This window comes from Variovorax sp. RO1, from assembly GCF_002849325.1.
Lineage (GTDB): Bacteria > Pseudomonadota > Gammaproteobacteria > Burkholderiales > Burkholderiaceae_C > Variovorax.
Window position 1 is genome coordinate 717,152 of the sequence record NZ_PKMT01000002.1, and the last position, 24,948, is coordinate 742,099.

At 69.5% G+C, this 24,948-nt stretch carries 26 protein-coding genes; 15 read left to right on the forward strand and 11 right to left on the reverse strand.

What is annotated here, in order from left to right; all coding sequences use genetic code 11:
• Positions 1 to 4: 4 nt before the first annotated feature.
• Together CY658_RS14545 and CY658_RS14550 are read right to left on the reverse strand one after the other, a co-directional pair.
• Complete coding sequence (locus tag CY658_RS14545) at positions 5 to 1,126, reverse strand: alpha/beta hydrolase family protein (protein WP_101490881.1); 1,122 nt, start codon at positions 1,124 to 1,126, stop codon at positions 5 to 7.
• Positions 1,119 to 1,676: a VOC family protein gene (locus CY658_RS14550; protein WP_101490882.1), complete on the reverse strand. Its 558-nt coding sequence runs from the start codon at positions 1,674 to 1,676 to the stop codon at positions 1,119 to 1,121. Before CY658_RS14550 ends, CY658_RS14545 begins: the two co-directional genes overlap by 8 nt.
• A gap of 89 nt (positions 1,677 to 1,765) precedes the next feature.
• Between CY658_RS14550 and CY658_RS14555 the strand changes: the two genes are divergently transcribed.
• The 3 genes from CY658_RS14555 to pyk all read left to right on the forward strand — a co-directional run bounded on the left by CY658_RS14555 (position 1,766) and on the right by pyk (position 5,521).
• The gene (locus tag CY658_RS14555) at positions 1,766 to 2,674 is read left to right on the forward strand and encodes a LysR family transcriptional regulator (protein WP_101490883.1); all 909 of its coding nucleotides are present in this window, start codon (positions 1,766 to 1,768) and stop codon (positions 2,672 to 2,674) included.
• A 99-nt stretch (positions 2,675 to 2,773) separates the two neighbouring features.
• Positions 2,774 to 3,967 (forward strand): phosphoglycerate kinase, encoded by a 1,194-nt coding sequence (locus CY658_RS14560; RefSeq protein WP_101490884.1) that lies wholly within the window; start codon positions 2,774 to 2,776, stop codon positions 3,965 to 3,967.
• Between the two features lie 105 nt (positions 3,968 to 4,072).
• Entirely contained in the window at positions 4,073 to 5,521 is a 1,449-nt protein-coding gene (pyk, locus tag CY658_RS14565) for a pyruvate kinase (RefSeq protein ID WP_101490885.1), read from the forward strand.
• 64 nt (positions 5,522 to 5,585) lie between these two features.
• Here pyk and CY658_RS14570 read toward each other — a convergent pair whose 3' ends face one another.
• Positions 5,586 to 6,602, reverse strand: a complete 1,017-nt coding sequence (locus CY658_RS14570) for a 1-aminocyclopropane-1-carboxylate deaminase (RefSeq protein ID WP_101490886.1) — start codon at positions 6,600 to 6,602, stop codon at positions 5,586 to 5,588.
• A gap of 141 nt (positions 6,603 to 6,743) precedes the next feature.
• Here CY658_RS14570 and CY658_RS14575 point away from each other — a divergent pair, with 141 nt between their 5' ends.
• The 3 genes from CY658_RS14575 to CY658_RS14585 all read left to right on the forward strand — a co-directional run bounded on the left by CY658_RS14575 (position 6,744) and on the right by CY658_RS14585 (position 9,456).
• Complete coding sequence (locus tag CY658_RS14575) at positions 6,744 to 7,229, forward strand: Lrp/AsnC family transcriptional regulator (protein ID WP_101490887.1); 486 nt, start codon at positions 6,744 to 6,746, stop codon at positions 7,227 to 7,229.
• Positions 7,230 to 7,383: 154 nt separating this feature from the next.
• Positions 7,384 to 8,448, forward strand: a complete 1,065-nt coding sequence (gene fba, locus CY658_RS14580) for a class II fructose-bisphosphate aldolase (protein WP_101490888.1) — start codon at positions 7,384 to 7,386, stop codon at positions 8,446 to 8,448.
• 99 nt (positions 8,449 to 8,547) lie between these two features.
• Entirely contained in the window at positions 8,548 to 9,456 is a 909-nt protein-coding gene (locus tag CY658_RS14585; protein ID WP_101490889.1) for a phosphoribosylaminoimidazolesuccinocarboxamide synthase, read from the forward strand.
• A 12-nt stretch (positions 9,457 to 9,468) separates the two neighbouring features.
• Here CY658_RS14585 and CY658_RS14590 read toward each other — a convergent pair whose 3' ends face one another.
• The 4 genes from CY658_RS14590 to CY658_RS14605 all read right to left on the reverse strand — a co-directional run bounded on the left by CY658_RS14590 (position 9,469) and on the right by CY658_RS14605 (position 12,699).
• On the reverse strand, positions 9,469 to 9,912 hold the full coding sequence (locus CY658_RS14590; protein ID WP_101490890.1) for an META domain-containing protein: 444 nt from the start codon (positions 9,910 to 9,912) through the stop codon (positions 9,469 to 9,471).
• A 102-nt stretch (positions 9,913 to 10,014) separates the two neighbouring features.
• Positions 10,015 to 11,304, reverse strand: a complete 1,290-nt coding sequence (locus CY658_RS14595) for a type II toxin-antitoxin system HipA family toxin (RefSeq protein ID WP_101491289.1) — start codon at positions 11,302 to 11,304, stop codon at positions 10,015 to 10,017.
• Positions 11,305 to 11,345: 41 nt separating this feature from the next.
• Positions 11,346 to 11,654 (reverse strand): helix-turn-helix domain-containing protein, encoded by a 309-nt coding sequence (locus CY658_RS14600; RefSeq protein ID WP_099793947.1) that lies wholly within the window; start codon positions 11,652 to 11,654, stop codon positions 11,346 to 11,348.
• A 124-nt stretch (positions 11,655 to 11,778) separates the two neighbouring features.
• Positions 11,779 to 12,699: a tetratricopeptide repeat protein gene (locus tag CY658_RS14605; RefSeq protein ID WP_101490891.1), complete on the reverse strand. Its 921-nt coding sequence runs from the start codon at positions 12,697 to 12,699 to the stop codon at positions 11,779 to 11,781.
• Positions 12,700 to 12,735: 36 nt separating this feature from the next.
• Here CY658_RS14605 and purE point away from each other — a divergent pair, with 36 nt between their 5' ends.
• From purE to CY658_RS14620, 3 genes are read left to right on the forward strand one after another with little or no spacing between them, the layout of a single operon-like run.
• On the forward strand, positions 12,736 to 13,287 hold the full coding sequence (gene purE, locus CY658_RS14610) for a 5-(carboxyamino)imidazole ribonucleotide mutase (protein WP_101490892.1): 552 nt from the start codon (positions 12,736 to 12,738) through the stop codon (positions 13,285 to 13,287).
• Complete coding sequence (locus tag CY658_RS14615; protein WP_101490893.1) at positions 13,284 to 14,492, forward strand: 5-(carboxyamino)imidazole ribonucleotide synthase; 1,209 nt, start codon at positions 13,284 to 13,286, stop codon at positions 14,490 to 14,492. The genes purE and CY658_RS14615 overlap by 4 nt, the downstream gene beginning before the upstream one ends.
• The gene (locus CY658_RS14620) at positions 14,489 to 15,490 is read left to right on the forward strand and encodes an L-threonylcarbamoyladenylate synthase (RefSeq protein ID WP_101490894.1); all 1,002 of its coding nucleotides are present in this window, start codon (positions 14,489 to 14,491) and stop codon (positions 15,488 to 15,490) included. Before CY658_RS14615 ends, CY658_RS14620 begins: the two co-directional genes overlap by 4 nt.
• Positions 15,491 to 15,517: 27 nt before the next feature.
• Here CY658_RS14620 and CY658_RS14625 read toward each other — a convergent pair whose 3' ends face one another.
• From CY658_RS14625 to CY658_RS14635, 3 genes are all read right to left on the reverse strand, one after another.
• A complete protein-coding gene (locus tag CY658_RS14625; RefSeq protein ID WP_101491290.1) occupies positions 15,518 to 17,122 on the reverse strand; it encodes an alpha/beta hydrolase family protein in 1,605 nt (534 codons plus the stop codon).
• A 133-nt stretch (positions 17,123 to 17,255) separates the two neighbouring features.
• Positions 17,256 to 18,677, reverse strand: coding sequence for a D-alanyl-D-alanine carboxypeptidase/D-alanyl-D-alanine endopeptidase (dacB, locus tag CY658_RS14630; RefSeq protein WP_101490895.1), 1,422 nt, complete (start codon positions 18,675 to 18,677; stop codon positions 17,256 to 17,258).
• A gap of 7 nt (positions 18,678 to 18,684) precedes the next feature.
• On the reverse strand, positions 18,685 to 19,272 hold the full coding sequence (locus CY658_RS14635; protein WP_101491291.1) for a GDP-mannose pyrophosphatase: 588 nt from the start codon (positions 19,270 to 19,272) through the stop codon (positions 18,685 to 18,687).
• Positions 19,273 to 19,350: 78 nt separating this feature from the next.
• Between CY658_RS14635 and CY658_RS14640 the strand changes: the two genes are divergently transcribed.
• The 6 genes from CY658_RS14640 (at position 19,351) to pyrF (ending at position 24,124) form a co-directional block, all read left to right on the forward strand.
• Positions 19,351 to 20,118 (forward strand): DeoR/GlpR family DNA-binding transcription regulator, encoded by a 768-nt coding sequence (locus CY658_RS14640; RefSeq protein WP_101490896.1) that lies wholly within the window; start codon positions 19,351 to 19,353, stop codon positions 20,116 to 20,118.
• A 95-nt stretch (positions 20,119 to 20,213) separates the two neighbouring features.
• Positions 20,214 to 21,188 (forward strand): DMT family transporter, encoded by a 975-nt coding sequence (locus CY658_RS14645; RefSeq protein WP_257884868.1) that lies wholly within the window; start codon positions 20,214 to 20,216, stop codon positions 21,186 to 21,188.
• A complete protein-coding gene (gene tsaB, locus CY658_RS14650; protein ID WP_101490898.1) occupies positions 21,181 to 21,897 on the forward strand; it encodes a tRNA (adenosine(37)-N6)-threonylcarbamoyltransferase complex dimerization subunit type 1 TsaB in 717 nt (238 codons plus the stop codon). The genes CY658_RS14645 and tsaB overlap by 8 nt, the downstream gene beginning before the upstream one ends.
• A complete protein-coding gene (rimI, locus tag CY658_RS14655) occupies positions 21,894 to 22,436 on the forward strand; it encodes a ribosomal protein S18-alanine N-acetyltransferase (protein ID WP_062483095.1) in 543 nt (180 codons plus the stop codon). Before tsaB ends, rimI begins: the two co-directional genes overlap by 4 nt.
• Positions 22,433 to 23,266: a uracil-DNA glycosylase family protein gene (locus CY658_RS14660; RefSeq protein WP_101490899.1), complete on the forward strand. Its 834-nt coding sequence runs from the start codon at positions 22,433 to 22,435 to the stop codon at positions 23,264 to 23,266. Before rimI ends, CY658_RS14660 begins: the two co-directional genes overlap by 4 nt.
• A gap of 33 nt (positions 23,267 to 23,299) precedes the next feature.
• Complete coding sequence (pyrF, locus tag CY658_RS14665; protein ID WP_056577070.1) at positions 23,300 to 24,124, forward strand: orotidine-5'-phosphate decarboxylase; 825 nt, start codon at positions 23,300 to 23,302, stop codon at positions 24,122 to 24,124.
• Here the strand turns inward: pyrF and CY658_RS14670 are convergent.
• Positions 24,121 to 24,855 (reverse strand): helix-turn-helix domain-containing protein, encoded by a 735-nt coding sequence (locus CY658_RS14670; protein ID WP_099793925.1) that lies wholly within the window; start codon positions 24,853 to 24,855, stop codon positions 24,121 to 24,123. The genes pyrF and CY658_RS14670 overlap by 4 nt on opposite strands.
• Between the last annotated feature and the right edge of the window lie 93 nt (positions 24,856 to 24,948).

Consider the following 24,948-nt stretch of genomic DNA (forward strand, 5'->3'; position numbering starts at 1 on the left):
GGGCTCACAGCGCGTGGGCGAATTCGGCGATGGCGTCCGCCGCTTGCGGGATCAGCTCGGGCTGGCCCGCCAGGTAGTGGTTGCCGCCGACGATGTCGACGTTGCGGATGCGCGCGCCGCCCGCGGCCATCCACGCATCGCGCGTGCTCGGGAAGGTCGACTGGTCGCCGGTGTAGGTCAGCAGCAGCTTCGGCGCCGTGGTGCGCGCGAGGTTGGTGGGCCCGTCGGCCTGCGAGCGCGACGACCACTGCGAGAGGAACGCGGTCAGCGAGGTGGTGCGGCCCATCGCGTTGGCCGAATAGTTCACCTGCCGCGCATCGCCCCACACGCTGCCGGGCAGGCGCGCATTCGCATCGAGCGAGAGGTCGACGCAGCGAGGATCGGCGTGCGTGCGATAGACGACGAAGGTCTGGTCGCGCGGCGCGCCCGGCGTGCTGCGCAGCAACGCGAGGCGGTCGAGGCACCACTGTTCGATGCGGTCCATCCGCGCCTTCTGCGCCGCGCTGAAGCGCGCAAGAAAGTCGGCCTCGTAGGGAACGCGGTGGCGCGGGTCGTACATGTCGAGCTCGGGGTCGACCGACAGCGGGTCGTGCTCGTCGGTGACCGACGGGTCGATCCAGTCGCGCATCAGCCGCGTGCGGCCCAGGTGCGCGGCGCACAGCGCGAGGCCGTCCACCGGTGGCAGGTCGCTCTGATGCAGGTGGGTCGGGTCGCCGTCGGGCAGGTGCGTGGCAGTGAGCTGTTCGGCCTGCGCCTGGTAGAAGGCCGCGAGCGCTGCGCCGCCCGAATTGCCGACCAGGAACACCTTCTCGTAGCCGGCCGCGCGCAGGTACTGCACGCCGGCGCCCAGGTCTTGAATCGCGCGCTCCATCAGCAGCACCGTGTCGTTGCCGACGAAGCGCGAGTTCAGGCCCATGCAGCAGATGCCGCGCTCGGCCAGCGGGCCGATGAGGTAGTGGCCCATGAAGTTGCTGGTCGGGTGCATCACGATGGCCGCGATCTTTTTCGGGCCCGGCGGCGCGCGGAAGGCGCCGTAGATGCGCGGGCGCAGCAGCTGCAGGCCTGACTGGCTGTCCATGGCCGCGCCGGGCTTCACGTCGATGACGGCAAGTTGCAGCTCAGACATGCGAGGTGCCTCCGGCGGCGGCACGCAGCGCGGCCTTGCGCGCGGTCCACGCGTCGAGGTCGGCGTGGGCATGGCGCGCGTGCGCGTCCATCTCGGCCTGCGGCACGGTCGGCGTGGTGAGTTCCACGCGGATGCCGTTGGGGTCGAAGAAGTAGATCGACTCGATGATGTGGTGGTCGGTCACGCCCAGCACCTCGATGCCGGCGGCCTCGAGCCGCGCCTTGGCGGCCAGCAGGTCGTCCCCCGAATCGACGCGCAGCGCGATGTGGTTCACCCACGAAGGCGTGTTGGGCGAGGGCAGCGCGGCGGTGTCGTCGCCCAGGTCGAAGAAGGCGATGTACGCGCCGTCGCGCATCTGGAAAAAGATGTGCACGTAGGGGCAGTACTCGCCCGTGCTCGGCACGTGGTCGTTCTTGATGACGTGGGCCAGCGGCAGGCCCAGCAGGTCTTCGTAGAAGTGGCGGGTTTCCTCGCTGTCGCGGCAGCGCCAGGCGAAATGGTGCAGCCCGCGAATGGGGGGCGCGGACGTGGGGGCGGTCGTCGTCGGCATGCGTGTCTCCGTTGAGGCCGCGATTGGGCAATGCCGCGTCTTATGATGCAATCGAAATTAATTCATCGATTGATGAAATAAACATATATATGAACCTCACCCTGCGCCAGCTGCGCGCCTTCGCCGCCGTGGCCGAAACCGGCAGCTTCACCGCCGCCGCGGGGCAGCTGCACCTCACGCAGTCGGCGCTCAGCGTGCTGGTGCGCGAGCTCGAGCGCGAGATGGGCGTGCAGCTGCTCGACCGCAACACGCGGCGCGTGCAGCTGTCGGAGGCGGGGCGCGAGTTCCTGCCGTCGGTGCACCGGCTGCTCGGCGACCTGACCAGCGCGGTAGCCGGCGTGACCGATCTGCGTGACAAGAAGAAAGGGCTGTTGCGGCTTGCAGCGCCGCAGCTCATGGCCTGCACGCTGATGCCGCGCGTGATCGCCGCCTACCGCGAGGCCTATCCCGACGTGGACGTGCGCCTGGCCGACACGCTGCCCGAGCACCTGCTGCTGGGCGTGGCGGCCGGCGACGTCGAGCTGGCCGTAGGCCAGGACGTGGCGGTGGACGCCGCCGCCATCGAGCGCCGCACGCTGTTCCGCGACCGCCACTGGCTGATCTGCCCGCCCGGCCACGCCTTTGCCAAGCGCCGCAAGGTGCGCTGGCACGAGCTGGCGCCCTACACCTTCATTGCGCCCACGCGCGACTTTCGCCAGCGCGTGCTGCCCGAGCTGGGGCCCGAGGAGCGCGCGTACATGCTGCGGCCGGGCACACAGGAGGTGTCGTACATGACGACCGCGCTCGGCATGGTGGCCTCGGGTCTGGGGCTGACCGTGTGCCCGACCTACTCGGCGTCGCTGGTGCGCGCGCACGGGCTGCAGATGGTGCGGCTCGAATCGCCCGACTTCCACCGCGAGGTCTGCGTGTATAGCGCGGCGCGGCGTTCGCTGTCGCCCGCGGCGGCGAGCTTCGTCGGCATCCTCGCGCAGTTTGCGACCGCGCAGCCGAAAGCCTGAAAACCATCAGTGCGCCGCAACAGGCGCGCAGGGCCGGCGGAGGGTGAAAACTACAATGCGCGCAGTCCCGCCTTTCCGTCTTTCACCATCCTCAGACCCATGAACGTCATTCGATTCACCGACCTCTGTGCGCAAGGCAAGGCCGCCGGCCAGCGCGTCTTCATCCGTGCCGACCTCAACGTGCCGCAAGACGACGCCGGCAACATCACCGAAGACACGCGCATCCGCGCCTCGGTGCCCTGCATCCAGCTGGCGCTCGACGCCGGCGCGGCCGTGATGGTCACCTCGCACCTGGGCCGCCCGACCGAAGGCGAATTCAAGCCCGAAGACTCGCTGGCCCCCGTCGCCAAGCGCTTGGGCGAGCTGCTCGGCCGCGAGGTACCGCTGGTCGCCAACTGGGTCGACGGCGTCGACGTGAAGCCCGGCCAGGTCGTGCTGCTCGAGAACTGCCGCGTCAACAAGGGCGAGAAGAAGAACGACGAAGCGCTGGCCCGCAAGCTCGCCGCGCTCACCGACATCTACGTGAACGATGCCTTCGGCACCGCCCACCGCGCCGAAGCCACCACCTACGGCATCGCGCAGTTCGCCAAGATTGCCGCGGCCGGCCCGCTGCTGGCGGCCGAAATGGACGCCATCAGCAAGGCGCTGGCCCAGCCCAAGCGCCCGCTGGTCGCCATCGTGGCAGGCTCGAAGGTCAGCACCAAGCTCACCATCCTGAAGAGCCTGTCGGCCAACGTCGACCAGCTGATCGTCGGCGGCGGCATCGCCAACACCTTCATGCTGGCTGCGGGCCTTTCGATCGGCAAGTCGCTGGCCGAGCCCGACCTGCTCGACCAGGCCAAGGCCGTGATCGATGCCATGCGCGCGCGCGGCGCCGACGTGCCGATTCCGGTCGACGTGGTCACGGCCAAGACCTTCGCGGCCGATGCGCCCGCCACCGTCAAGGCCGCCACCGACGTGGCCGACGACGACCTGATCCTGGACATCGGCCCCAAGACATCGGCCATCCTGGCCGCGCAACTGCGCGAAGCCGGCACCATCGTCTGGAACGGCCCGGTCGGTGTGTTCGAGTTCGACGCCTTCGCAGGCGGCACCAAGGCCATCGCGCAGGCGATTGCCGAGAGCAGCGCCTTCTCGATTGCCGGCGGTGGCGACACCCTGGCGGCCATCGCCAAGTACGGCATCGAGAAGCAGGTCGGCTACATCTCGACCGGCGGCGGCGCCTTTCTCGAGGTGCTGGAGGGCAAGACCCTGCCGGCCTTCGAGATCCTGGCCAAGCGCGCGGCCGGCTGATTTCGGCGGCGGTCCGGCGACGGAGGGGAAATCCCTCGGGGCGACTGACTTCCGTTCGACACACAAAGTGTATACAGTAGCGAATACAAAACGGAGACACCCTTCATGAGCACGGACCGCATTCCCCGCCACGCCACCAAGATCGTCGCCACCCTCGGCCCGGCGTCCAACACGCCCGAACTGCTGGAGCAGATGATCCTGGCCAAGGTCAGCGTGGTGCGGCTGAACTTCAGCCACGGCACGGCGCAAGACCACATCAACCGCGCCGCCATGGTGCGCGAAGCGGCCCGCAAGGTGGGCCGCGAGGTGGCCATCATGGCCGACCTGCAGGGCCCGAAGATCCGCGTCGGCAAGTTCGCGCAGGGCAAGATCTGGCTCGAACCCGGCGCCAAGTTCGTGCTCGACGCCTCGCGCACCGAGCCGGGCGACATCGATGCCGTCGGCCTCGACTACAAGGACCTGCCGCGCGACGTGAAGCCCGGCGACAAGCTGCTGCTGAACGACGGCCTGATCGTGCTGACGGTCGACGGCGTCAAGGGCGACGCGGTGTACACCACCGTCAAGCTCGGCGGCGAGCTGTCGAACAACAAGGGCATCAACAAGCAGGGCGGCGGCCTCACGGCGCCCGCGCTGACGGCCAAGGACATGGAAGACATCAAGACCGCGATGAGCTTCCAGGCCGACTACGTGGCCGTGAGCTTCCCCAAGAACGCCACCGACATGGAAATGGCGCGCCAGCTGTGCAACGTGGCGGCGGCCGAGTACGGTCACAAGCCCGGCATGATCGCCAAGATCGAGCGCGCCGAAGCCATTCCGAAGCTCGAAGAAATCCTGCGTGCCAGCGACGGCATCATGGTCGCCCGCGGCGACCTGGCTGTGGAAGTCGGCAACGCCGCCGTGCCGGCGCTGCAGAAAAAGATGATCCGCATGGCGCGCGACATGGACAAGGTGGTCATCACCGCGACCCAGATGATGGAGTCGATGATCACCAACCCCGTGCCCACCCGCGCCGAGGTGAGCGACGTGGCCAACGCCGTGCTCGACGGCACCGACGCCGTGATGCTCTCGGCCGAAACCGCCTCGGGCCGCTACCCGCTCGAGACCGTGCAGGAAATGAGCCGCATCTGCGAAGCCGCCGAAGGCGCCGAAGACCAGACGCTCGACGCCGACTTCAGCGGCAAGACCTACAGCCGCATCGACCAGTCGATCGCCATGGGCGCGCTGTTCACGGCGCACCACCTGGGCGCCAAGGCCATCGTGGCGCTGACCGAATCGGGCTCGACCATCCTGTGGATGAGCCGCCACCGCGCGCACATTCCCATGTACGCGCTGACCTCGCGCCTGGCCACGCAGCGCAAGCTGGCGCTGTACCGCAACGTGCGCCCGCTGCTGATGGATTCGCAGACCGACCGCGACACCGCGCTCGAACAGGCGGAAGCCCATCTGAAGAAGCGCGGCATCGTGCAGACCGGCGACGTGTACGCGATCACCTGCGGCGAGCCGATGGGTGCGCCCGGCGGCACCAACATGCTGAAGATCTGCAGGGCGAGCTGAGTTCGTTCACTCGCAGCAAAGCAAAGGCCGGCACATGCCGGCCTTTTTCATTGCGCGGTTGGGTTCAGCCGTTGCGGAACAGGAAGCTGTAGGCGTTCAGCGCCGGCACACCGCCCAGGTGCGCATACAGCACCTTCGAGCCCGCCGGAAACTCCCCGAGCCGCACCTTCTCGATCATCCCGTGCATCGACTTGCCCTCGTACACCGGGTCGGTCAGCATGCCTTCGAAGCGCGCGCTCAAGCGGATCGCTTCGAGCGTGCCTTCGTTCGGCAGCCCGTATTCGGGCCCGCCGAAGCGGCGGTCGAGCACCACGTCTTTCTCGGTGATGTCGCGGCCCAGCTCGACCAGCTCGGCCGTGTTCCTGGCGATGCGCAAGATTTGCTCATAGGTCTGCTGCGGCTTGGCCGAGGCGTCGATGCCGATCACGCGGTCGGCGCGGCCGTCGGCCGCGAAGCCCACCACCATGCCGGCCTGCGTGCTGCCCGTGACCGAGCAGACCACGATGTAGTCGAACTTGAAACCGAGTTCGGTCTCCTGCTGGCGCACTTCCTCGGCAAAGCCCACGAAGCCCAGGCCGCCGCGCGGGTGTTCGGAACAGCCGGCCGGGATCGGGAAGGGCTTGCCGCCGGCCGCGCGCACGTCGGCCATGGCCTGTTCCCAACTCTGGCGGATGCCGATGTCGAAGCCGGCCGCGTCCAGTCGCACGTCGGCGCCGAGGATGCGCGACATCTCGATGTTGCCGACCCGGTCGTACACCGCGTCGGAGTAGTTGACCCAGTTCTCCTGCACCAGCACGCACTTCAGGCCCAGGTGCGCGGCCACCGCGGCCACCTGCCGCGTCTGGTTCGACTGGATGCCGCCGATCGACACCAGCGTGTCGTAGCCGCCTTCGAGCGCCTCGGGAATCAGGTACTCCAGCTTGCGCGTCTTGTTGCCGCCGAAGGCCAGGCCGCTGTTGCAGTCCTCGCGCTTGGCGTAGAGATCGACCTTGCCGCCGAGGTGGGCGCTCAGGCGCTTCAGCGGCTGGATCGGCGAGGGGCCGAAGGTCAGGACGTGGCGGGGGAATTTCTTCAGGTTCATCGACGCAGCTCCGAGAGGTGAGGGTGAAGCTGTCGATCGTAGGAAGAAGGGTTTGCAATGTGCTTGCGAAGTTCGCTGGATTCGATGCTCAAAAGAAGGCAGGATGGCCAAGAAGACAGTTTTTCATCCGAAAATGAAGCCATGAGCACAACAAAGTTGCGTGACCCGACCGAGCTCGATCGCACCGACCGCGCCATCTTGCGCGCCCTGCAGCGCGACGCCTCGGTGTCGAACGTGGCGCTGGCCGCCAAGGTGAACCTCAGCGCGCCGGCCTGCCTGCGCCGGGTCGAGCGGCTCAAGGCCGGCGGGCTCATCAAGGGCGTGGTCGCGCTGCTCGACCCCGACGCGCTCGAGGTCGGCATGCTCGTCATGATCGGCGTGGTGCTCGACCGCTCCACGCCCGACTCCTTCGCCGATTTCGAGAAGGCGGCGCAGAAGGTGTCGGGCTGCCTCGAGTGCCACGTCGTCACGGGCGAGTTCGACTACTTCATGCTCGTGCGCACCCGCGACAACGACAGCTTCAACCGCCTGCACGCCGAGCAGCTGCTGTACCTGCCGGGCGTGCGTCAGATCCGGACCTTCGTGGTGCTCAAGCAGGTGCTGTCGACCACGCAGTTGCCGATCTGAGAAAGTTGAAAAAGAGCTGCGGGGCAGTACCCGTGACGCCTGGGGTGGCGTCGGCGCTGTCCCACAAGGGGGCTCGGTAGAATCGGGGTAGTTTTCTCCCGACTTTCCGCCTTCTCTTTTTTCCCGTTTTTTCTATTCCCACGAGGTATTTCCCATGGCACTCGTCTCGATGCGCGAACTGCTGGACCACGCCGCCGCCAACGGCTACGGCATTCCGGCCTTCAACGTCAACAACCTGGAACAGGTCCAGGCCGTCATGGAGGCCGCCAAGGAAACCGGTGCGCCCGTCATCCTGCAAGCCAGCGCCGGCGCCCGCAAGTACGCGGGTGAAGCCTTCATCAAGCACCTGATCCAAGCCGCCATCGAGCAGTACCCGAACATCCCGCTGGTGATGCACCAGGACCACGGCCAGAGCCCCGACGTCTGCAAGGGCGCCATCGAACTGGGCTTCAGCTCGGTCATGATGGACGGTTCGCTCGAAGCCGACGGCAAGACCATCGCCAGCTACGACTACAACGTGGACGTCACCAAGAAGGTGTCGGACATGGCCCACCGCCTGGGCGTGACCGTCGAAGGCGAGCTCGGCTGCCTCGGTTCGCTCGAAACCATGAAGGGCGACAAGGAAGACGGCCACGGCACCGACGACACCATGACGCGCGAGCAGCTGCTGACCGACCCCGAGCAGGCCGCCGACTTCGTCAAGCGCACCCAGATCGACGCGCTGGCCATTGCCATCGGCACCAGCCACGGCGCCTACAAGTTCACGCGCGAGCCCACCGGCGACATCCTGGCGATCGACCGCATCAAGGAAATCCACCGCCGCATTCCCAACACCCACCTGGTGATGCACGGCTCGTCGAGCGTGCCGCAGGAACTGCTGGCCATCATTCGCCAGTACGGCGGCAACATGAAGGAAACCTATGGCGTGCCCGTCAAGGAAATCCAGGAAGCCATCAAGCACGGCGTGCGCAAGATCAACATCGACACCGACATCCGCCTGGCGATGACCGGCGCCGTGCGCAAGTTCCTGGCCGAGAACCCCGAGAAGTTCGACGCCCGCGAGTGGCTCAAGCCCGCGCGCGAAGCCGCCAAGCTGATCTGCAAGCAGCGCTACATCGAGTTCGGCTGCGAAGGCCAGGGCGCCAAGATCAAGGGCGACACGCTGCAGGTCGTCGCTGCCAAGTACGCCAAGGGCGACCTGGCGCAGCAAGTCATCTAACGAAGACAGACTGCGCGCCGCAGGCCACCGCTCGCGGTGGCTTTTTTCTGCGCGCACAATCCGCTTTTCCCGTCACCGTTTCCCAGCCGAGCATCGTCCATGACCACCGTTCACACCTCCTCCATCCAGAGCCTGCCCCTGCTTGCGCGCGGCAAGGTGCGCGACAACTACGCCGTCGGCGAAGACCGCATCCTGATGGTCGCGAGCGACCGGCTCAGCGCCTTCGACGTGATCATGGGCGAGCCCATCCCCGGCAAGGGCGAGATCCTCACCAAGATGGCGCTGTGGTGGTTCGACCGCCTGGGCGCGCTGTGCCCCAACCACCTGACGGGCGAAGCGCCCGAGAGCGTGGTGCAGCCCGACGAGGTGGCGCAAGTCACGGGCCGCTCGATGCTGGTCAAGCGCCTGCGCCCGATCCCGGTCGAGGCTGTGGTGCGCGGCTACCTGGCCGGCAGCGGCTGGAAGGAATACCAGGACAACCGCGCGGTCTGCGGCGTGCCGCTGCCCGAGGGCCTGACCAACGCGAGCAAGCTGCCGCGCCCGATCTTCACGCCCGCCGCCAAGGCTGCGGCCGGCGAGCACGACGAGAACATCAGCTACGAGCGCGTGGTCGAGATCGTCGGCCCCAAGCTGGCCCAGCAGATCCGCGAGATCAGCATCGCCATCTACGAGGCGGCGGCCCAGATCGCGCTCACCAAGGGCATGATCATTGCCGACACCAAGTTCGAGTTCGGCCTGGACGAGAACGACACGCTGGTGCTCATGGACGAAGTGCTCACGCCCGACAGCTCGCGCTACTGGCCGGTCGAAGGCTACGAGGCCGCGCTGGCCGCCGGCACCAACCCGCCGAGCTACGACAAGCAGTTCGTGCGCGACTGGCTCGAAGCCACCAAGATCAACGGCAAGCCCTGGGACAAGACGCCCCCGGCGCCGCGCCTGCCGGCCGAAGTCATCGAGAAGACGGCCGCCAAGTACCGTGAGGCGCTGGACCGCCTCACCCACGGCTGATCTGTTTTTTTCCTAGCGGTTGCCGCTGCTGAGCAGCGCGACCGTGCGGCCGCTGCCATCGAGCAGCGCGAGCCGCCCCGGCGCCAGCCGGTAGCTGGCCGTGCTCTGCAGCGCCGACAGGAACTGCGCCTCGTTGGCGCCGCGCACCGGGTCGGCGCAGGCCATGCGCGTCGCGGCCATCTGGCCGAGCTTGAGCGACACGCCCGCGCGCGTGAACGACCCCGTGACGCGGTTGCAGCCGCCCGACCCACTGACCCGTCCGCTGTTGCGGTCGAACTGCAGCTGGGCATCGCCGCCCGGCGCGATGGGCTCGTCGCCCAGTTGCACCAGGCGCCACACCGGCCCTTCGATCGGCTCGTCGAGGCTGATGCCGCTGCCGCAACCGGTGAGCGCGGTCAGCAGCAGCGCGGCCGAGGCAATGGCGGGGAGCGCGGTACGGCGGGCGAAGGAACGCATGGCCAATTTTCCTTTTCAATCTGCAACAAGTTAAAACCGGCGCCATCGTATGCGACGCCGTGACCGGTGCGAAGACAGGCCCGTCGGCGCGTCCGGGCTTCTTCAGGCCGCGAGTGCTGCGAGGGCCACGCCACCCGCAAGGCGCGCCTCGACGCAGCGGCGCACGCTGGCGGGCGTGCCGTCCTGCGTCAGCAGCGCGGGCCACTCGGCCTGGGCCTGGCGCACGGTGTCGCGTGCGATGGCCATCAAGCGTGCTGGCCGCAGCAGCCCGGCCGCGCGCAGCAAGGCCTCCAGCGCCGCCCAATCGAAGGTGCGCAGCGTGGCGTCGATGGCGCGGTTGACGCCGTAGTCGCGCGCCGGCACGTCCTCGAAGAAGGCGGCCACGCAGACCGGGTCGTACAGCGGCGCGAGCACCGGCGCCACGCCGTCGGGGTAGCGCAGGGCCCAGTTCTTCAGGTGCGCGTCGCTGTTGCCCAGCAGGATGAAGGCGACCAGGCGGCGCACGCACTCGCGCACGTCGGCTACCGGGTTCGGCGACAGGCGGTCGAGCACGCGCAGCATGGCAGGCCAGTCGGTGGTCAGCCCGCGGCCGTACTTCTGGCGCGGCTTGTACTGCAGCACCTGCGCGAACTCCTCCATGTGAGTGCGCCCGCCCTCGGGCGTGCGGTCGAAGCGGCGCACCGCAAGAATCTGCGCGAAGGGCACCTGCTCGGGCAGGTCGGCGTCGGCGCGGTCGATCACGTGGGCCTGCGCGCAGTCGAGGCCGAGCGCGCCGCACAGGCGGTAGCCGGTGTATTCGTTGGCGACCAGGTCCGGGTGGCGCGTGCTCGGCAGCTTGAGGATGAACGAGCCCGCCGCGCCGTGGCGCTTGACCACGTAGCGCCGCCCGTCCTGCACCGCCGAGAACTTGGTCACCACCCCGGGGATGGCGGCGGCGTCTTCCACCGGCATCTCGACAAAGCCGGGTTCGAGCACGTCGAGCCCCAGCGCCGTGTGCCAGTGGCGCACGGTGTCCGGAATGCCTTCGGACGTGGGCACGGGCTCGACCTCGAGCGCACCCATCAGGTCGTGGCCGGCGGCGGCCAGCAGCTCGAACTCGTCGTCGGCGGCGCAGCCGCGCTGCTGCGCCAGGCGCTCGCGGTTGTGGCCCTCGGGCAGCAGGTTCTGGAAGTAGCTGGGCCAGCGGCCGTCGCTGCGCGACACGCGGGTGTCGCGCGCCGAGGCCAGGATGGCCCGCGTGGCCGCCTCGTCGGCGCCGCGGTAGGCCAGCGACAGCGTGGGCCGGTCCGGGTCGGCAATGTAGGCCTCGTCGAAGGACACGCGCAGGATGTCGCCGTACTGCGAGAGGTAACCGATGGCGCGCCGCCCGCCACCGGGCAGGTGCAGGTGCATCCGCAGGTAGCGGATGCCGGTGTTGAAGACGGCGCGCGTGCTCACCGGCCCTCGTCAGCCAGGCTCTGCGCGATGGACGGCGGCGCGCCCACGCCCGCTGGCTGGCCAAGCAGGCGACCGCCCGAGCGCACGAAGTCTTCGAGCTGTGGGCGCAGGCTGGCGGGCACGGGCATGAGCTCGAGCCCCAGCACGCGCGCCATTTCGAGCAGCGTCGACAGGCGCGGATCGATCTGGCCGCTTTCGATGCGCTGCACCGTCATGCGCGACAGTCCGGCGCGCGTGGCCAGCGCCTCCTGGCTCAGGCCGCCGGCCTTGCGGGCCTTTTCGAGTTCTTCAGTGAGTTGGAGCATTGCAATGCGCTTTTATCGGAAATTGAGTAGCAATGCTATCTATATGAGGCGACGGCGGCAATAAAAAAGCGACCCACAGGTCGCTTTTTTGTTCAATTGCGCACTGAAAGGCGCAATGCGTCGTTCAGCTCAGCACGACGCTGCTCAGGCGGCGGCGGTACGTGGCCACGACCGGATCGTCCGGCGGAATCTGCCCGTCAGCGACCTTCACCTTCGGCGGCTCGATCACATCGAGGATCGCGATGTAGGTCTTGCGCGCGAGGTCTTCGCTCCAGCTCTTGTCGCGCATGAGGATGTCGAGCAGCTCGTCCATCGCGTCGGTCCAGCGCTGGGCGGCCATCAGCAGGCGGGCGCGGCCGAAGCGGGCGTCGAAGTCGCGCTTGCTGACGGCAATCTTGTCGTCGAAATCGCCCAAAGTCGGCGCGGAGCCTGTGACCGGTGCTGCGAAATCGATGGCGTCCATCCAGCGCTGCAGCGAGTCGAAGCGGCGCACCAGCGTGGTCTTGGCGATCACCGGGGCAAAGGCGACCTTGGCGTCGTCGGTGCGGCCTTCCTGCAGCAACAGCTTGATGTAGTCGAAGCGCGCGTCGTCGTTGGCCGGGTCGGTGGCCACCGCGTGCTGTAGCTTTTCGAGCGCGCCCAGGGTGTCGCCCTCGGCCAGCGCTTCCTGCGCGGCGGCTTCTTCCGAGGCGGCTTCGGCCTCGTCAGCGCCCGGCACGTGCTTGTCGAGGAATTCGCGGATCTTCTCGGCCGGAATGGCGCCCACGAAGCCGTCGACCGGCTGGCCGTCCTTGAACATCACGCAGAACGGGATGCTGCGCACGCCGAACATTTCGGACAGCTGCGACGAAATCTGCGGCACCTTGTCGGCGTCGAGCTTGGCCAGCGTGAAGCGGCCGGCGTATTCGGTTTCGAGTTTTTCGAGCACCGGGCCGAGCTGTTTGCAGGGCCCGCACCATTCGGCCCAGATGTCCAGCAGCACCGGCGTGGCGACCGAGCCTTCGATCAGCTCGGACTGGAAATTTTCGAGAGTGATGTCGATCATCGGGAACAGCTGGGGGTGAAACGTAAAATTGAAACCATGAACGAAACCATTCAGGTCGGTGTAGTGATGGGCTCGAACTCCGATTGGGAGACGATGCGCCACGCGGTCGAGATTCTCCAGCAATTCGGAATCAGCCACGAAGCGAAGGTGGTCTCGGCCCACCGGATGCCCGATGCGCTGTTCGCGTACGCCGAAAGCGCCGCCGGGCGCGGGCTCACGGCGATCGTCGCCGGGGCGGGCGGCGCGGCCCACCTGCCGGGCATGCTGGCCTCCAAAACCACGGTGCCGGTGCTCGGCGTGCCGGTGGCCAGCCGCCACCTGCAGGGCGTCGATTCCCTCTACAGCATCGTGCAGATGCCCAAGGGCGTGCCCGTGGCCACCTTTGCCATCGGTACCGCCGGCGCGGCCAACGCGGCGCTGTTCGCGGTGGCGATGCTGGCGGTGAACAACCCCGCGCTGCGCGCGAAGCTCGACGCCTTCCGCACGGCCCAGACGGCCGCGGCCGAGGCGATGGTGCTGCCGCCGCCAGAAGCGGGCGCAGTGTCTCCCGTGTCACCGTTTTCGCCGCAAGGCGGGGGTGCGCTGTGAGCGGCGTCACCGGCCATTCGGGCCATGCCGGCGATTTGCCCATCCTCCCGGGCGCCACACTCGGCGTGCTCGGCGGCGGCCAGCTGGGGCGCATGTTCGCGCACGCGGCCCAGCGCATGGGCTACTTCACCGCGGTGCTCGACCCCGATGCCGACAGCCCCGCCGGCCGCGTGAGCCACCACCACATCCACACCGACTACGCCGACGTCGACGGCCTCGCCCGCCTTGCCGGCCTGGCCGACGCGGTGACGACCGAGTTCGAGAACGTGCCCGCGCCCTCGCTGGAGCACCTGGCGGTCGCGCGGCCGGTGTCGCCCGCCGCGTCGGCCATCGCCATCGCGCAGGACCGCATCGCCGAGAAGGCGCACTTCACGCGCTGCGGCGTGCCTTGCGCGCCCTATGCCGTCATCGAGACGGCCGAGCAGCTGGCCGCCGTCGACGAGCAGCTGCTGCCCGGCATCCTCAAGACCGCCCGCCTGGGCTACGACGGCAAGGGCCAGCAGCGCGTGAAGACGCGCGCCGAGCTGGTCGAGGCCTGGCAGGCCGCGGGCTGCGTGCCCTGCGTGCTCGAGAAGATGCTGGCGCTCGAGTTCGAGTGCTCGGTGATCCTGGCGCGCGGTCGCGACGGCCAGATCGTGCACTTCCCGCCGCAGCGCAACCTGCACCGCGACGGCATCCTCGCCGTGACCGAGGTGCACCCGCAGAACATGCCCAAGACCGTGGCGCAGGGCGCGGTCAATTCCGCCAAGAGCATCGCCAGCGGCCTCGACTACGTGGGCGTGCTGTGCGTCGAGTTCTTCGCGCTGGCCGACGGCTCGCTGGTCGTCAACGAAATGGCGCCGCGCCCGCACAACAGCGGCCACTACACGATGGAAGCCTGTGACGTGTCGCAGTTCGAGCTGCAGGTGCGCACCCTTGCCGGCCTGCCGCTGACCGCGCCGCGCCAGCACAGCCCCGCCGTCATGCTCAACCTGCTGGGCGACCTGTGGTTTCCCGACGGTGAAGGCGACGGCATCAAGCCGGTCGCGCCGCGCTGGAGCGAAGTGCTCGCCGTGCCCGGCACGCACCTGCACCTGTACGGCAAGCTGGCGCCGCGCCGCGGCCGCAAGATGGGCCACCTGACCCTCACCGGCGCCACGCTCGAGAGCGTGCGCGCCAACGCCTCGCAGGCCGCGCTGCTGCTGGGCCTGCCGGCGCTCGCATGATCCTCGACGGCCACGCTCCCGACGCCATCGCCGAGGCCGCGCGCGTGCTGCGCGCGGGCGGGCTGGTCGCCTTCCCGACCGAGACCGTCTACGGCCTGGGCGCCGACGCCAGCAGCGACACCGCCGTCGCCGGCATCTTCGCGGCCAAGGGCCGGCCGGCCGACCATCCGCTGATCGTTCACGTGGCGGCAGGCGCCAAGGGCGCGCAGGCGCTGTCGCGCTTTGCCCAGCCGCTGCCGCCTTTCGCGCAGAAGCTCGTGCAGGCCTTCTGGCCCGGCCCGCTCACGCTGATCGTCACGCGCCAGCCCGGCGTGGGCACGGCGGCGGCCGGCGGACAGGACACCATCGGCCTGCGCTGCCCCGCGCACCCGGTGGCGCAGGCGCTGCTCGAAGCCTGCGCCGAGCAGGGCGTGCCCGGCCTCGCGGGGCCCAGCGCCAACCGCTTCGGCCGCGTCAGCCCGACCACGGCGCAGCATGTGCACGACGAGTTCGGCGACGCGCTGCTGGTGATCGATGGCGGTGCCTGCGAAGTGGGCATCGAATCGACCATCGTCGATTGCAGCCGCGGCGCACCCGTGCTGCTGCGCCCGGGCCTCATCACGCGCGCGCAGATCGAGGCCGCCGTCGGCGAACCTTTGCGCGACCGCGAGGTGCTCGACACGCCCGACCCGCGCGCCTCGGGCACGCTGGAGGCGCACTACGCGCCCGACGCCAAGGTGCGACTGATGGACCCCAAGGCGATCCAGACCGGCCTCGATGTGCTCGGCGCCAACGCCGCGCACATCGCCGTGTGGACGCGCAGCCATGTGCGCAGCCGCTCGCAGCGCGTGCTGCTGCGGCGCATGCCCGACGACGCGGCCGCCGCCGCGCAGCAGCTGTTCGCGGTGCTGCGCGAGTTCGACGCGCAGGGCGTGAAGCTGATCTGGGTCGAGACGCCGCCCGACACGCCCGAGTGGGAAGGCGTCAAGGACCGCTTGCAGCGCGCTGCAGCGGCCTGATCAACGCCTGATCGGCTGCTGCGGGGCTCAGCCCCCGGCCGCCAGCACACCCTGGAAGAACCCGCGCGCTGCCGCCAGGCAGAACGGCGGCGCCAGCGTGCCGTGGTAGGCCGCAGTCACGGCGCGCGCCTTGTCGGCGGCGCTGCCCGGCGTGCTCTGTGCCAGCAGGTCTTTGGCCTGCGCAAAGCCTGCGCGAGCTGCCGAGTAGCTGTCGGTGGCGCCGCGGTCTTCCAGGTCGACCACCGCGAGCGCAGCGGCCGGCATGCCCTTGGCGCGGAAGTAGCCGGCCGTGGCGCGGGTGCTCAGGAAGTTCACCGTTGGGTCGTTCGCGCCGCTGCACAGCAGCATCGGCTTGGTCGGCACCCAGTTGCGCAGGTCGTTGGCGATGGCCGCCTTGCGGAAGCCCGTGGCGGGCTTGCAGTCCAGCGGCGTGGCCGAACCCAGCGACGCGGCCGTGGCTGGCAGCGCGTTGCCGGGGCAGGTGTTCGACTGGATGTCGGTGGCCGCCTGCGTGAGGAAGCTCTGCTTGATGAGGTTGTTGGCGCCGTAGAAGATCGACAGCTCGGGGCTCACCGGGCCCGGCTTGCCGTCGGCCGGGAACAGCGCCAGCTGCGGCAGCTTGCCGCTGGAGAACAGCGTGCCCGGCGTGAGGCTCGGCAGCAGCGTCTCGATGCCGGTGGCGTACTGCGCTTCGTAGACGTCGCTGGGGCTGGCGTAGACGTTGCCGAACTGCTGCTGCCAGCTGGTCGAGAGCAGCGGCACGAACAGCGTGGAGCCCAGCGCCGGCCAGCCCAGGTAGGTGTAGTCGGTCAGCAGGCTGATGGCCGAGGGCGCGGCCAGCGGGGCCGAGGCCGTCACCGCCTTGCCGGTGGCCTGCATCTCGCGGTGCGCGGCCATTGCCACGTAGCCGCCCTGCGAATAGCCGGTGATGAACAGCGAGCCGGCGTCGTTCGCGCCGATGTCCGAGAAGGTCTTGCGCGCCGCGGTGAGCGCATCGACCATGTCCTTGCCCTGCTGCTCGCCGTTGAGGTACGGGTGGTAGGGCAGCGTCGACTTGTCGTAGCCCGCGTAGTTGGGCGCCACCACGATGTAGCCCTGCGCCGCGAACATGGCGGCCACCATCAGGCCTTCGCCGGCGGCCGGCTGGGTGGTGTCGGTCCACTTGGCGAGGTTGTAGTTGCGCGCCGGCGTGGTGCCGTGCGCGTACAGCACCACCGGGCGCCCGCCGCTGCAGGCGACGTCGGAACCCGAGGGCACCATGATCGCGGCGGTGGCGTTGGTGGCTTCGTTCTTGCCGCCGACGGTGCGGTACTCGAGGTAGCGCATGTCGACGCCGCACTTGGGCGCGCCGGTGACCTGCAGCAGCGCCTTGCCCTGGTCGGAGGCCTGCAGGCTGGCCTTGAACTGGTCGGCCGTGAGCTTGGTGCCCTGCTCGGGCGGGCTGGTGACGACCGAGCCGCGCCCGGTGTCGCTGCCGCCGCCCGGCGGCGGAAAGCCGATGCCGATGCCGCCCCCACCGCCGCCGCCCCCGCCGCAGGCGGCGAGCAACAGCGTGGCGCCGGCGAGCGTCGCCGTGGCGGTGACCCGGCGGGCCGAGAAGGTCGAGGGCTGGGAATGCCGTGGATGCTGCAAGGTCAAGACGCGTCTCCTGGATTTGTATCGAAAACGAACGAGCGTCCTATTCTGGGCAGCGCCATGGCCGCGCGCAAGCCGCGTTTGCCAGCAGAACCTATTCAGTAGCGGAACGGGCCAGGCCCCGTCCGAGTCACTGGTCCTGCGCGGTCCAGTCGATCAGCGCGTCGAAGGCGGCGCGCGCCGCGCCGGCGTTCTCGCCATTGGCAATGGCCACCAGCACGTAGCGCCGGCCACTCGCGCCGTGCACGTAGCCGGCCACGCCCGAGGCGTCGCGCAGCGTGCCGGTCTTCAGGTGGGCCGCGCCGCCCGAGCGCAGCGTGCGTCGCTTCAGCGTGCCGTCCACGCCCATCGCGGGCAGCGAGGCCACCAGCTCGGGCATCACGGGCGAGCGCCATGCCACCTGCAGCATCTTGCCGAGCGCGGCGGCGCTGATGCGCTCGTCGCGCGACAGGCCCGAGCCGTTCTCGAACACCGGCGACGCCTCGCCGGTGCCGATGCGGTCGCGCCACCACTGGCCCATCGCGCTGCGCGAGGCCTCGAAGGTGCCGCGCTGCTTCTGCGTGAGGCCGAGCGTGAGGAACAGCTGCTGCGCCATCACGTTGTTGCTGTACTTGTTGATGTCGCGCACCACTTCCGCGAGCGGCGGCGATTCGAAGTCGAAGGCCGGCTTCAGGCCCGCGGGCACGCGGCCCTCGCGCATCTGGCCGCCGACGCGGCCGCCCATCTCGGCCCACATGCCGCCGATGGCGCGCAGGCTGTAGGTGCGCGGGTCGGCGTACGCCACGGCCCAGCTCTTCTCGCCGCAGCCGGTGGGAAAGCCGCCGTTGAAGCGGATGCGGTTCACGTCGCTGAAGTCGGGCTTGAGTGCACCGCGCCAGTCGCCGCATTCGCCGGGCGCCAGCGGCACGGTCGGCGGCATCGCCACGCTGGCCAGCGGGGGCTCGTAGCTCACGCGCGCGAACTGGCCGGTGCGGTCGGGCGCGAAGGTCATGTTCACCGACTTGAAGTTCACCAGCAGCGCGTCGGGCGAGGCGTTGTAGGGGCGCAGCGGCTCGCCGTCGAAGGCGGCCGGGTCGTTCTCGACCGTGGTCTCGAAGGCGCTGCGGTCGATCACGATGTCGCCGCTCACGGTGGTGATGCCCAGGCCCTGCACGTGGCGCAGCAGCAGCCACACGCGCTCGAGCACCAGCTTGGGATCGCCCTGGCCCTTGATGTAGAGGTTGCCGTTGAGCACGCCGTTGGCCACCGAGCCCTCGACGTAGACCGGCGTGTTCCAGCTGTAGGCCGGGCCGAGCAGGTCGAGCGCCGCGTAGGTGGTCACCAGCTTCATGATCGAGGCTGGGTTCACCGGCACCTGCGAGCGCCAGGCCAGGCGCGGCGCGCGGCCGGCGTCGGCATCGGCCACGAGCAAGGTCACGGCGTCGCGCGACACCTTGGCACGCGCAAGGGCGGCATCGACCTGGGGCGGAAGGGCTTGCTGGGCGAGGGCGCCGAACGGGGCCAGCAGTGCAAGGGTCAGCGCGAGGGGCGCGTGGCGGAAGGCAAGAGGCATCCGCCGATTATCCCGGCGCGAACACGTGCAGCTTCGCGTGGTAGAGCAGCATGATCGTCTTGGCGTCGGCGATGCGGCCGTCGGCCACCATGGCCAACGCCTCGTCGATGCCGAGCTCGAGCACCTCGATGTCCTCGCCCTCCTCCGCCAGCCCGCCGCCCGCGCCGACGCGCATCGAGGCCTCGTAGGGCGCGACGAAGAAGTGCAGCTTCTCGGTCACCGAGCCCGGGCTCATGAAGCTCTCGAACACCTTCTGCACCGCGCCGAGCCGGTAGCCCAGTTCTTCTTCGACCTCGGCGCGGATGCGCTCCTCGGGCGCGGCGTTGTCCAGCAGGCCCGCGGCCGCCTCGATCAGCAGGTCGTCGTGGCCGTTGACGAAGGCCGGGTAGCGGAACTGCCGCGTGAGCAGCACCGTGCGCTGGCCCAGGTGATAGGGCAGCAGCGTGGCGCCGTTGCCGCGGTCGTAGGTCTCGCGGTGCATGCGCTGCCACTCGCCGTCGTTGCGCCGCCAGTCGAAGGCGGTGGTGCGCAGCGTGTACCAGTTGTCGGACAGGAGGGTGACTTCGTGCACCCGGACGCGGTCGTGGATGGTCATGGCGGCGAGCATAAAACTGGATTCGTGCAATATCAAGATGATTCGTGCAATAGCGTGCAAACTAGCTATCATCGGCCCATGCTCACCCGCCCGCGCAAGCAACACATCCTCTCGGTCCTGCGGCGCGACGGCCAGGTCGTCGCCAAGGCGCTCAGCGAGGAGCTGGCCCTGTCCGAAGACACCATCCGCCGCGACCTGCGCGAACTCGCGGCCGAAGGGCTGCTGCAGCGCGTGCACGGCGGCGCGCTGCCGGTCGCGGCGGCCGAGGCCGACTTCACCGGGCGCCAGCAGCTCGCGCCCGACGAAAAAGTGGCCATCGGCCGCGCCGCCGCGCGCCTCGTGAAGCCGGGGCAGGTGGTGTTCATCGACGGCGGCACCACGGCCGTGCAACTGGCGCGCCACCTGCCGCCCACGCTGCAGGCCACGGTGGTCACGCACAGCCCGTCGGTGGCGGTCGAGCTGCAGGCGCACGCCGGCATCGAGGTGGTGCTGATCGGCGGGCGCCTCTTCCGGCATTCGATGGTGGCGGTCGGCGCGGCGGCCATGGCGGCCATTTCGCGCATCCATGCCGACACGTATTTCATGGGCGTCACCGGCGTGCATGCCGAGGCGGGCCTGACCACGGGCGATGCGGAAGAGGCCGAGATCAAGCGCGCGCTCATGGCCGCGGCGGCCGAGACCATCGTGCTGGCCTCGTCCGAAAAGCTCGGGGCCGCGTCAGCCTGGGTGATCAATCCGCTGGCGGACGCAACGCAACTGCTGGTGGCACCGCAGGCCTCCGAGCAGGCGCTGGCGCCGCTGCGCGCGGCCGGCCTGGCGATCCTGCGTGCCGACGAGGCTGCTTGATTCGCCCCGGCCCTGCGCGGCCGAGGTCCGCCCTCGATAATGGCGGGATGCCCGCCGCGCCCCCGCAGACCTCCCCGCCCCTCCTGTCTCCCCGCATGCTCGGCATCGGCGCGGCCGTGGTCACCGTCGTGGTCTGGACCGCCTTCATCCTCATCGCGCGCGCCTCCGCCGCGCGTTCGCTCACGCCTTTCGACCTCGCCTTTGCGCGCGTCTGCGGCGCCAGCCTGGTGCTCGTGCCCTGGGGCGCGTGGCTGGCGACCAAGCACCGCGGCGCGGTGTCGTCGTTCTTCGGCCTGTCGCCGCTGTCGCTGCGCGTGACGGCCACGGCCGGCATCTTCGGCGGCGTGGCCTACGCGCTCATCGCGTACAGCGGTTTCTTCTTCGCGCCGGCCGGCCATGCCGCCGTGCTGATGCCCGGCAGCCTGCCGCTGTGGACCACGCTGCTGGCTGCACTGGTGCTGCGCGACCGCATCACGCCCACGCGCGCCATCGGCCTGGCGATGATCGTCGCGGGCGACCTCGTGGTCGGCGGGCGCAGCCTGCTGCACGCCTTCGAGGGCGGCGAGGTCTGGAAGGGCGACCTGATGTTCATGGGCGCCGCCTTCTGCTGGGCCTGCTACAGCATCGTGGCGCGCCGCCACGGCCTGGATGCCGTGCGCGCGACCATCGCCATCACCGTGTTCGCCTTGATGACCTACGTGCCGGTCTACACGCTGCTGGTGGCCTCGGGCGCGGTCGTGAGCCACATCGGCAGCGCGCCGTGGGGCGAGGTCGCGTTCCAGATGGCCTTCCAGGGCCTTGGCTCGGTCGTGATCTCCGGCATCACCTTCACCAAAATGATTCAGCACTTCGGCCCCGTGCGCACCACCATGATCACGGCGCTGGTGCCGGGCCTGTCAGCCTTCGGCGCGGTGCTGTGGCTGGGCGAACCGATGCACTGGAGCCTGATCGCAGGCCTTGCGCTGGTGACGGGCGGCATCCTGTTCGGCGTGCGCAAGGCCACGGCCGTGCGCGTGGCGCCGGTCTGCCCGACGCCGTGCCCGGCGGGAATGGGGCGTCCGAATGTCTGACAAGCTGCTGGCCTTCGACACGAGCACCGAGCACCTGTCGGTCGCGGTGCGCCACGGCGACCGCGTGCTGGCGCACAGCGGCGTGGGCGGCGCGCAGGCGTCGAGCACGCTGCTGCCGCTGATCCGCCAACTGCTCGCCGACGCGGGGCTCGCGCTGGCCGAGCTCGACGCCATCGTCTTCGGGCGCGGCCCGGGCTCCTTCACCGGCCTGCGCACCGCCTGCTCGGTGGCGCAGGGCCTGGCCTTCGGCGCCAAGGTGCCGTTGCTGCCGGTCGACACCCTGCTGGCCGTGGCTGACGAGGCGCGCCATGCCTTCGGTGCGCAGCGCGTGGTGGCCGTGCTCGATGCGCGCATGGACCAGCTCTACGCCGCGCACTACGACTTCGACACCGCCGGCCCGTTCGGCGGCGACCCCGAGCCGCTGCTGCTCGCCCCCGAGGCGCTCGAGGTGCCGGCCGGCTGGGCGCTCGCCGGCAACGCCTTCACCGCCTACGGCCCGCGCCTGGCGCCCGCCACGGCTCGCCACGAAGTGCTGCCCACGGCCGCCGCCATGCTGCGGCTGGCGCCCGCGCTGCTCGCGGCCGGACGCACCGTGCCCGCCGCACAGGCCTGGCCGCTCTATGTTCGCGATAAAGTGGCGCAAACCACCGAGGAACGCGCCGCCATCAAGGCTGCTGCTGCCGCTGCCGTTCCGCCAAGCCCCGCATGAGCGCTGTCCTCCAGTCCGTCGAAGCCCGCCTTGAACCGCTCACCGTCGAGCGGATCGATGCCGTGTGCGCGGTCGAGCAGACGGCCTACACGCACCCCTGGACACGCGCCAACTTCACCGATTCGATGGCCGTGGGCTACCACTGCCAGTGCCTGCTGGCGCCCGGCGTGGCGCCGGGTGTCGAATCGCCCTGCACCAGCCTGGGCGAAACGCTCATCGGCTACTTCGTCGCCATGAAGGGCGTGGACGAGGTGCACCTGCTCAACATCACCGTGGCGCCGGCTTTCCAGCGCCAGGGCTGGGCGCCGCTCATGCTCGAGGCGCTGGCCGGCTGGTCGCGCGGCGAGGGCGCGCTGTGGCTCTGGCTCGAGGTGCGCGAAAGCAACCGGCGCGCGCTCGACATCTACCTGCGTCAAGGCTTTCGCAGCGTCGGCGTGCGCAAGGGCTACTACCCGGCGTTCGACGGCAAGCGTGAAGACGCGGTCGTCATGAGCATGCGCCTCAACGAAACAGGCTCCGCCTGGGGAGCTTTGCGATGACGGACACCGCGGTCCACACCCTGCGCCTGGACGCGCGCCAGCGCGCCATGCTCGACGAGATGGGCGTGAAAGTCTGGTGGCCTGTGCCGCCGGAGCCCGAGATCGAAGTCGAAGCCGAGCCGGAGGCTCCCGTGGCCGCTGATTCCGGCATGCCCGACATGCCCGAAGGCCCGCCGCTGGAGCTCGACGATCGCGACCAGTCCTACGACGCGCCGCCTTCGCCGCGCCCGGCACCGGCGCCCGTCGCCCGCCCCGCGGCCGCGCCGGCACCGCGTCCCGTGGCGGCACCGCCCGTGGCGCAAGGCGCCGCCGTGCTGGTCGAAGCGCCCTGCCGCCTGTACGCCGACAAGGCCGATGCCACGGCGCCGGTGCAGGGCGGCTGGCTGGTCGTGGCCGACATGCCGCCCGAGGCCGACGGCCGCCACGGCGAGCCCTTCGCGGGTGACGCCGGCCGCCTGCTCGACAACATGCTGCGCGCGCTGAAGCTGCACGACGGCCGCACGCCCGTGCACCTGATGCGCACGCACCGCGGCGTGGCCGCCGGCCAGCCCGGCAGCCCGCAGCCGATCGACGCCGCCTTCGACGCCCACGCGGCAGCATTGGCGCCGTGTGTCGTGCTGGCGATGGGCCCGCTGGCCGCGCAGAGCCTGATGCAAAGCCGCGATCCGCTGGGCAAGCTGCGCGGTCGCGCCGTGCCGCTGGCGTCGGCGAACGGCGTGCCGGTGGTCGCCACGTACCACCCCGCCTACCTGCTGCGCAACCCGGCCGACAAGGCCCGCGCCTGGGCCGACCTGTGCCTGGCGGCAGAGCAGGCCACCCCCACGGCCTGAGCGCGGCAGGCGGGGTCCGTAAAATCGGGCCCCATGACTTTCCTCGACAAGCTGGCCGCCGCGCAGCAAACCAACGGTTCGTTGCTCTGCGTGGGCCTCGACCCGGAGCCCGCCAAATTCCCGGGGGCGTACAAGGGCGACGCCAGCCGCATCTATGACTTCTGCGCGCGCATCGTCGACGCGACGGCCGACCTGGTCATCGCCTTCAAGCCGCAGATTGCCTATTTCGCGGCCCACCGCGCCGAAGACCAGCTCGAACGCCTGATGGAGCACATGCGCCGCAACGCGCCCCATGTGCCCACCATTCTGGATGCCAAGCGCGGCGACATCGGCTCCACCGCCGAGCAGTACGCGCTCGAAGCCTTCGAGCGCTACGGCGCCGACGCCGTGACCCTGTCGCCCTTCATGGGCTTCGACTCGGTCGCGCCTTACCTCAAGCACGAAGGCAAGGGCGCCTTCCTGCTGTGTCGCACCAGCAATCCCGGCGGTTCCGACCTGCAGGGCCAGCGGCTGGCGAGCGTCGAGGGCCAGCCCTTCCTGTACGAGCATGTCGCCCGCCTGGCGCAGGGCCCGTGGAACCTCAACGGCCAGCTCGGCCTCGTGGTGGGTGCGACCTACCCGGCCGAGATCGAGCGCGTGCGCGAACTCGCGCCGACGGTGCCGCTCTTGATCCCGGGCGTCGGTGCCCAGGGCGGCGACGCGGTTGCCACGGTGCGCGCCGGCTGGCGCGCCGACGCGCCGATCATCGTGAACTCGTCGCGGGCGATCATCTACGCCTCGTCGGGCGAAGACTTCGCCGACGCGGCGAAGAACGCCGCGCGCACCACGCGCGACGCGCTGGAAGCCGCCAAGCCTTAGTTTCTGCGGAGTCGAGTGAACGCCTCGAACTCCCAGTTGCGCATGCCCAGCAGCAGGGTGTAGCCCTCGCGGTCCTTGGCCGACAGCTTCTGGTCGGTCTGGTGCTGCTGCGCGAAGTCTTGCGCCACGCGCTGCAGCCGCTCCAGGAAGGCCGGTGCCAATGACCGGCTGATCGAGCCATGCACCAGCAGCAGGCCTTCGGCCGGGCCGTCGAAACCGCCCTTGTAGTAGTCGAGCACCACGTTCTCGCGGAAGAACTCCATCACCGGGCCGTGCGGGCGCCAGCGGAAGGTTTTCGCGAGCTTCAGGCGGTACCGGTTGAGCGGGCGCAGCTCGATGATGCCGATGCGGTCCAGCTGCGCCAGGCAGCCGATGCACTCGGGCTCGGTGATCCGGTACGACGCCACGATCTGCTCCAGCGTCCACTGGCTCAGCACGCTGATCGCCACCAGCAGCAGCTTCTTGTCCTTGACCACGGCCTTTTCCTGCTCGTGCGTCAGCTCCTTCAGCAGCGGCTGGGCGTCGGCCACGCGCCGCGCCAACTCGGCGAAATCGATCTTCAGGGCGCGGCAGATCGCGTCGACGCGCGACAGCGGCATGTCGCTCTTGGCCAGCATGCGCTTGACGCTGGATTCCGCCATGTCCAGCGACCGGGCCAGGTCGGCATACGTCATGCGGGCGCTTTTGAGTTCGTTCTTGAGGGCCTGGACCAGGTCGACGGTGGTACTCATGTAGGTGGCAGTGCGGGTTGAAGGTATAGGAAAAGGATACCGAAGGGAGTGAAATAGTGCCTCGTATCGATTCTCGATGCCTGGGGGAGGGCT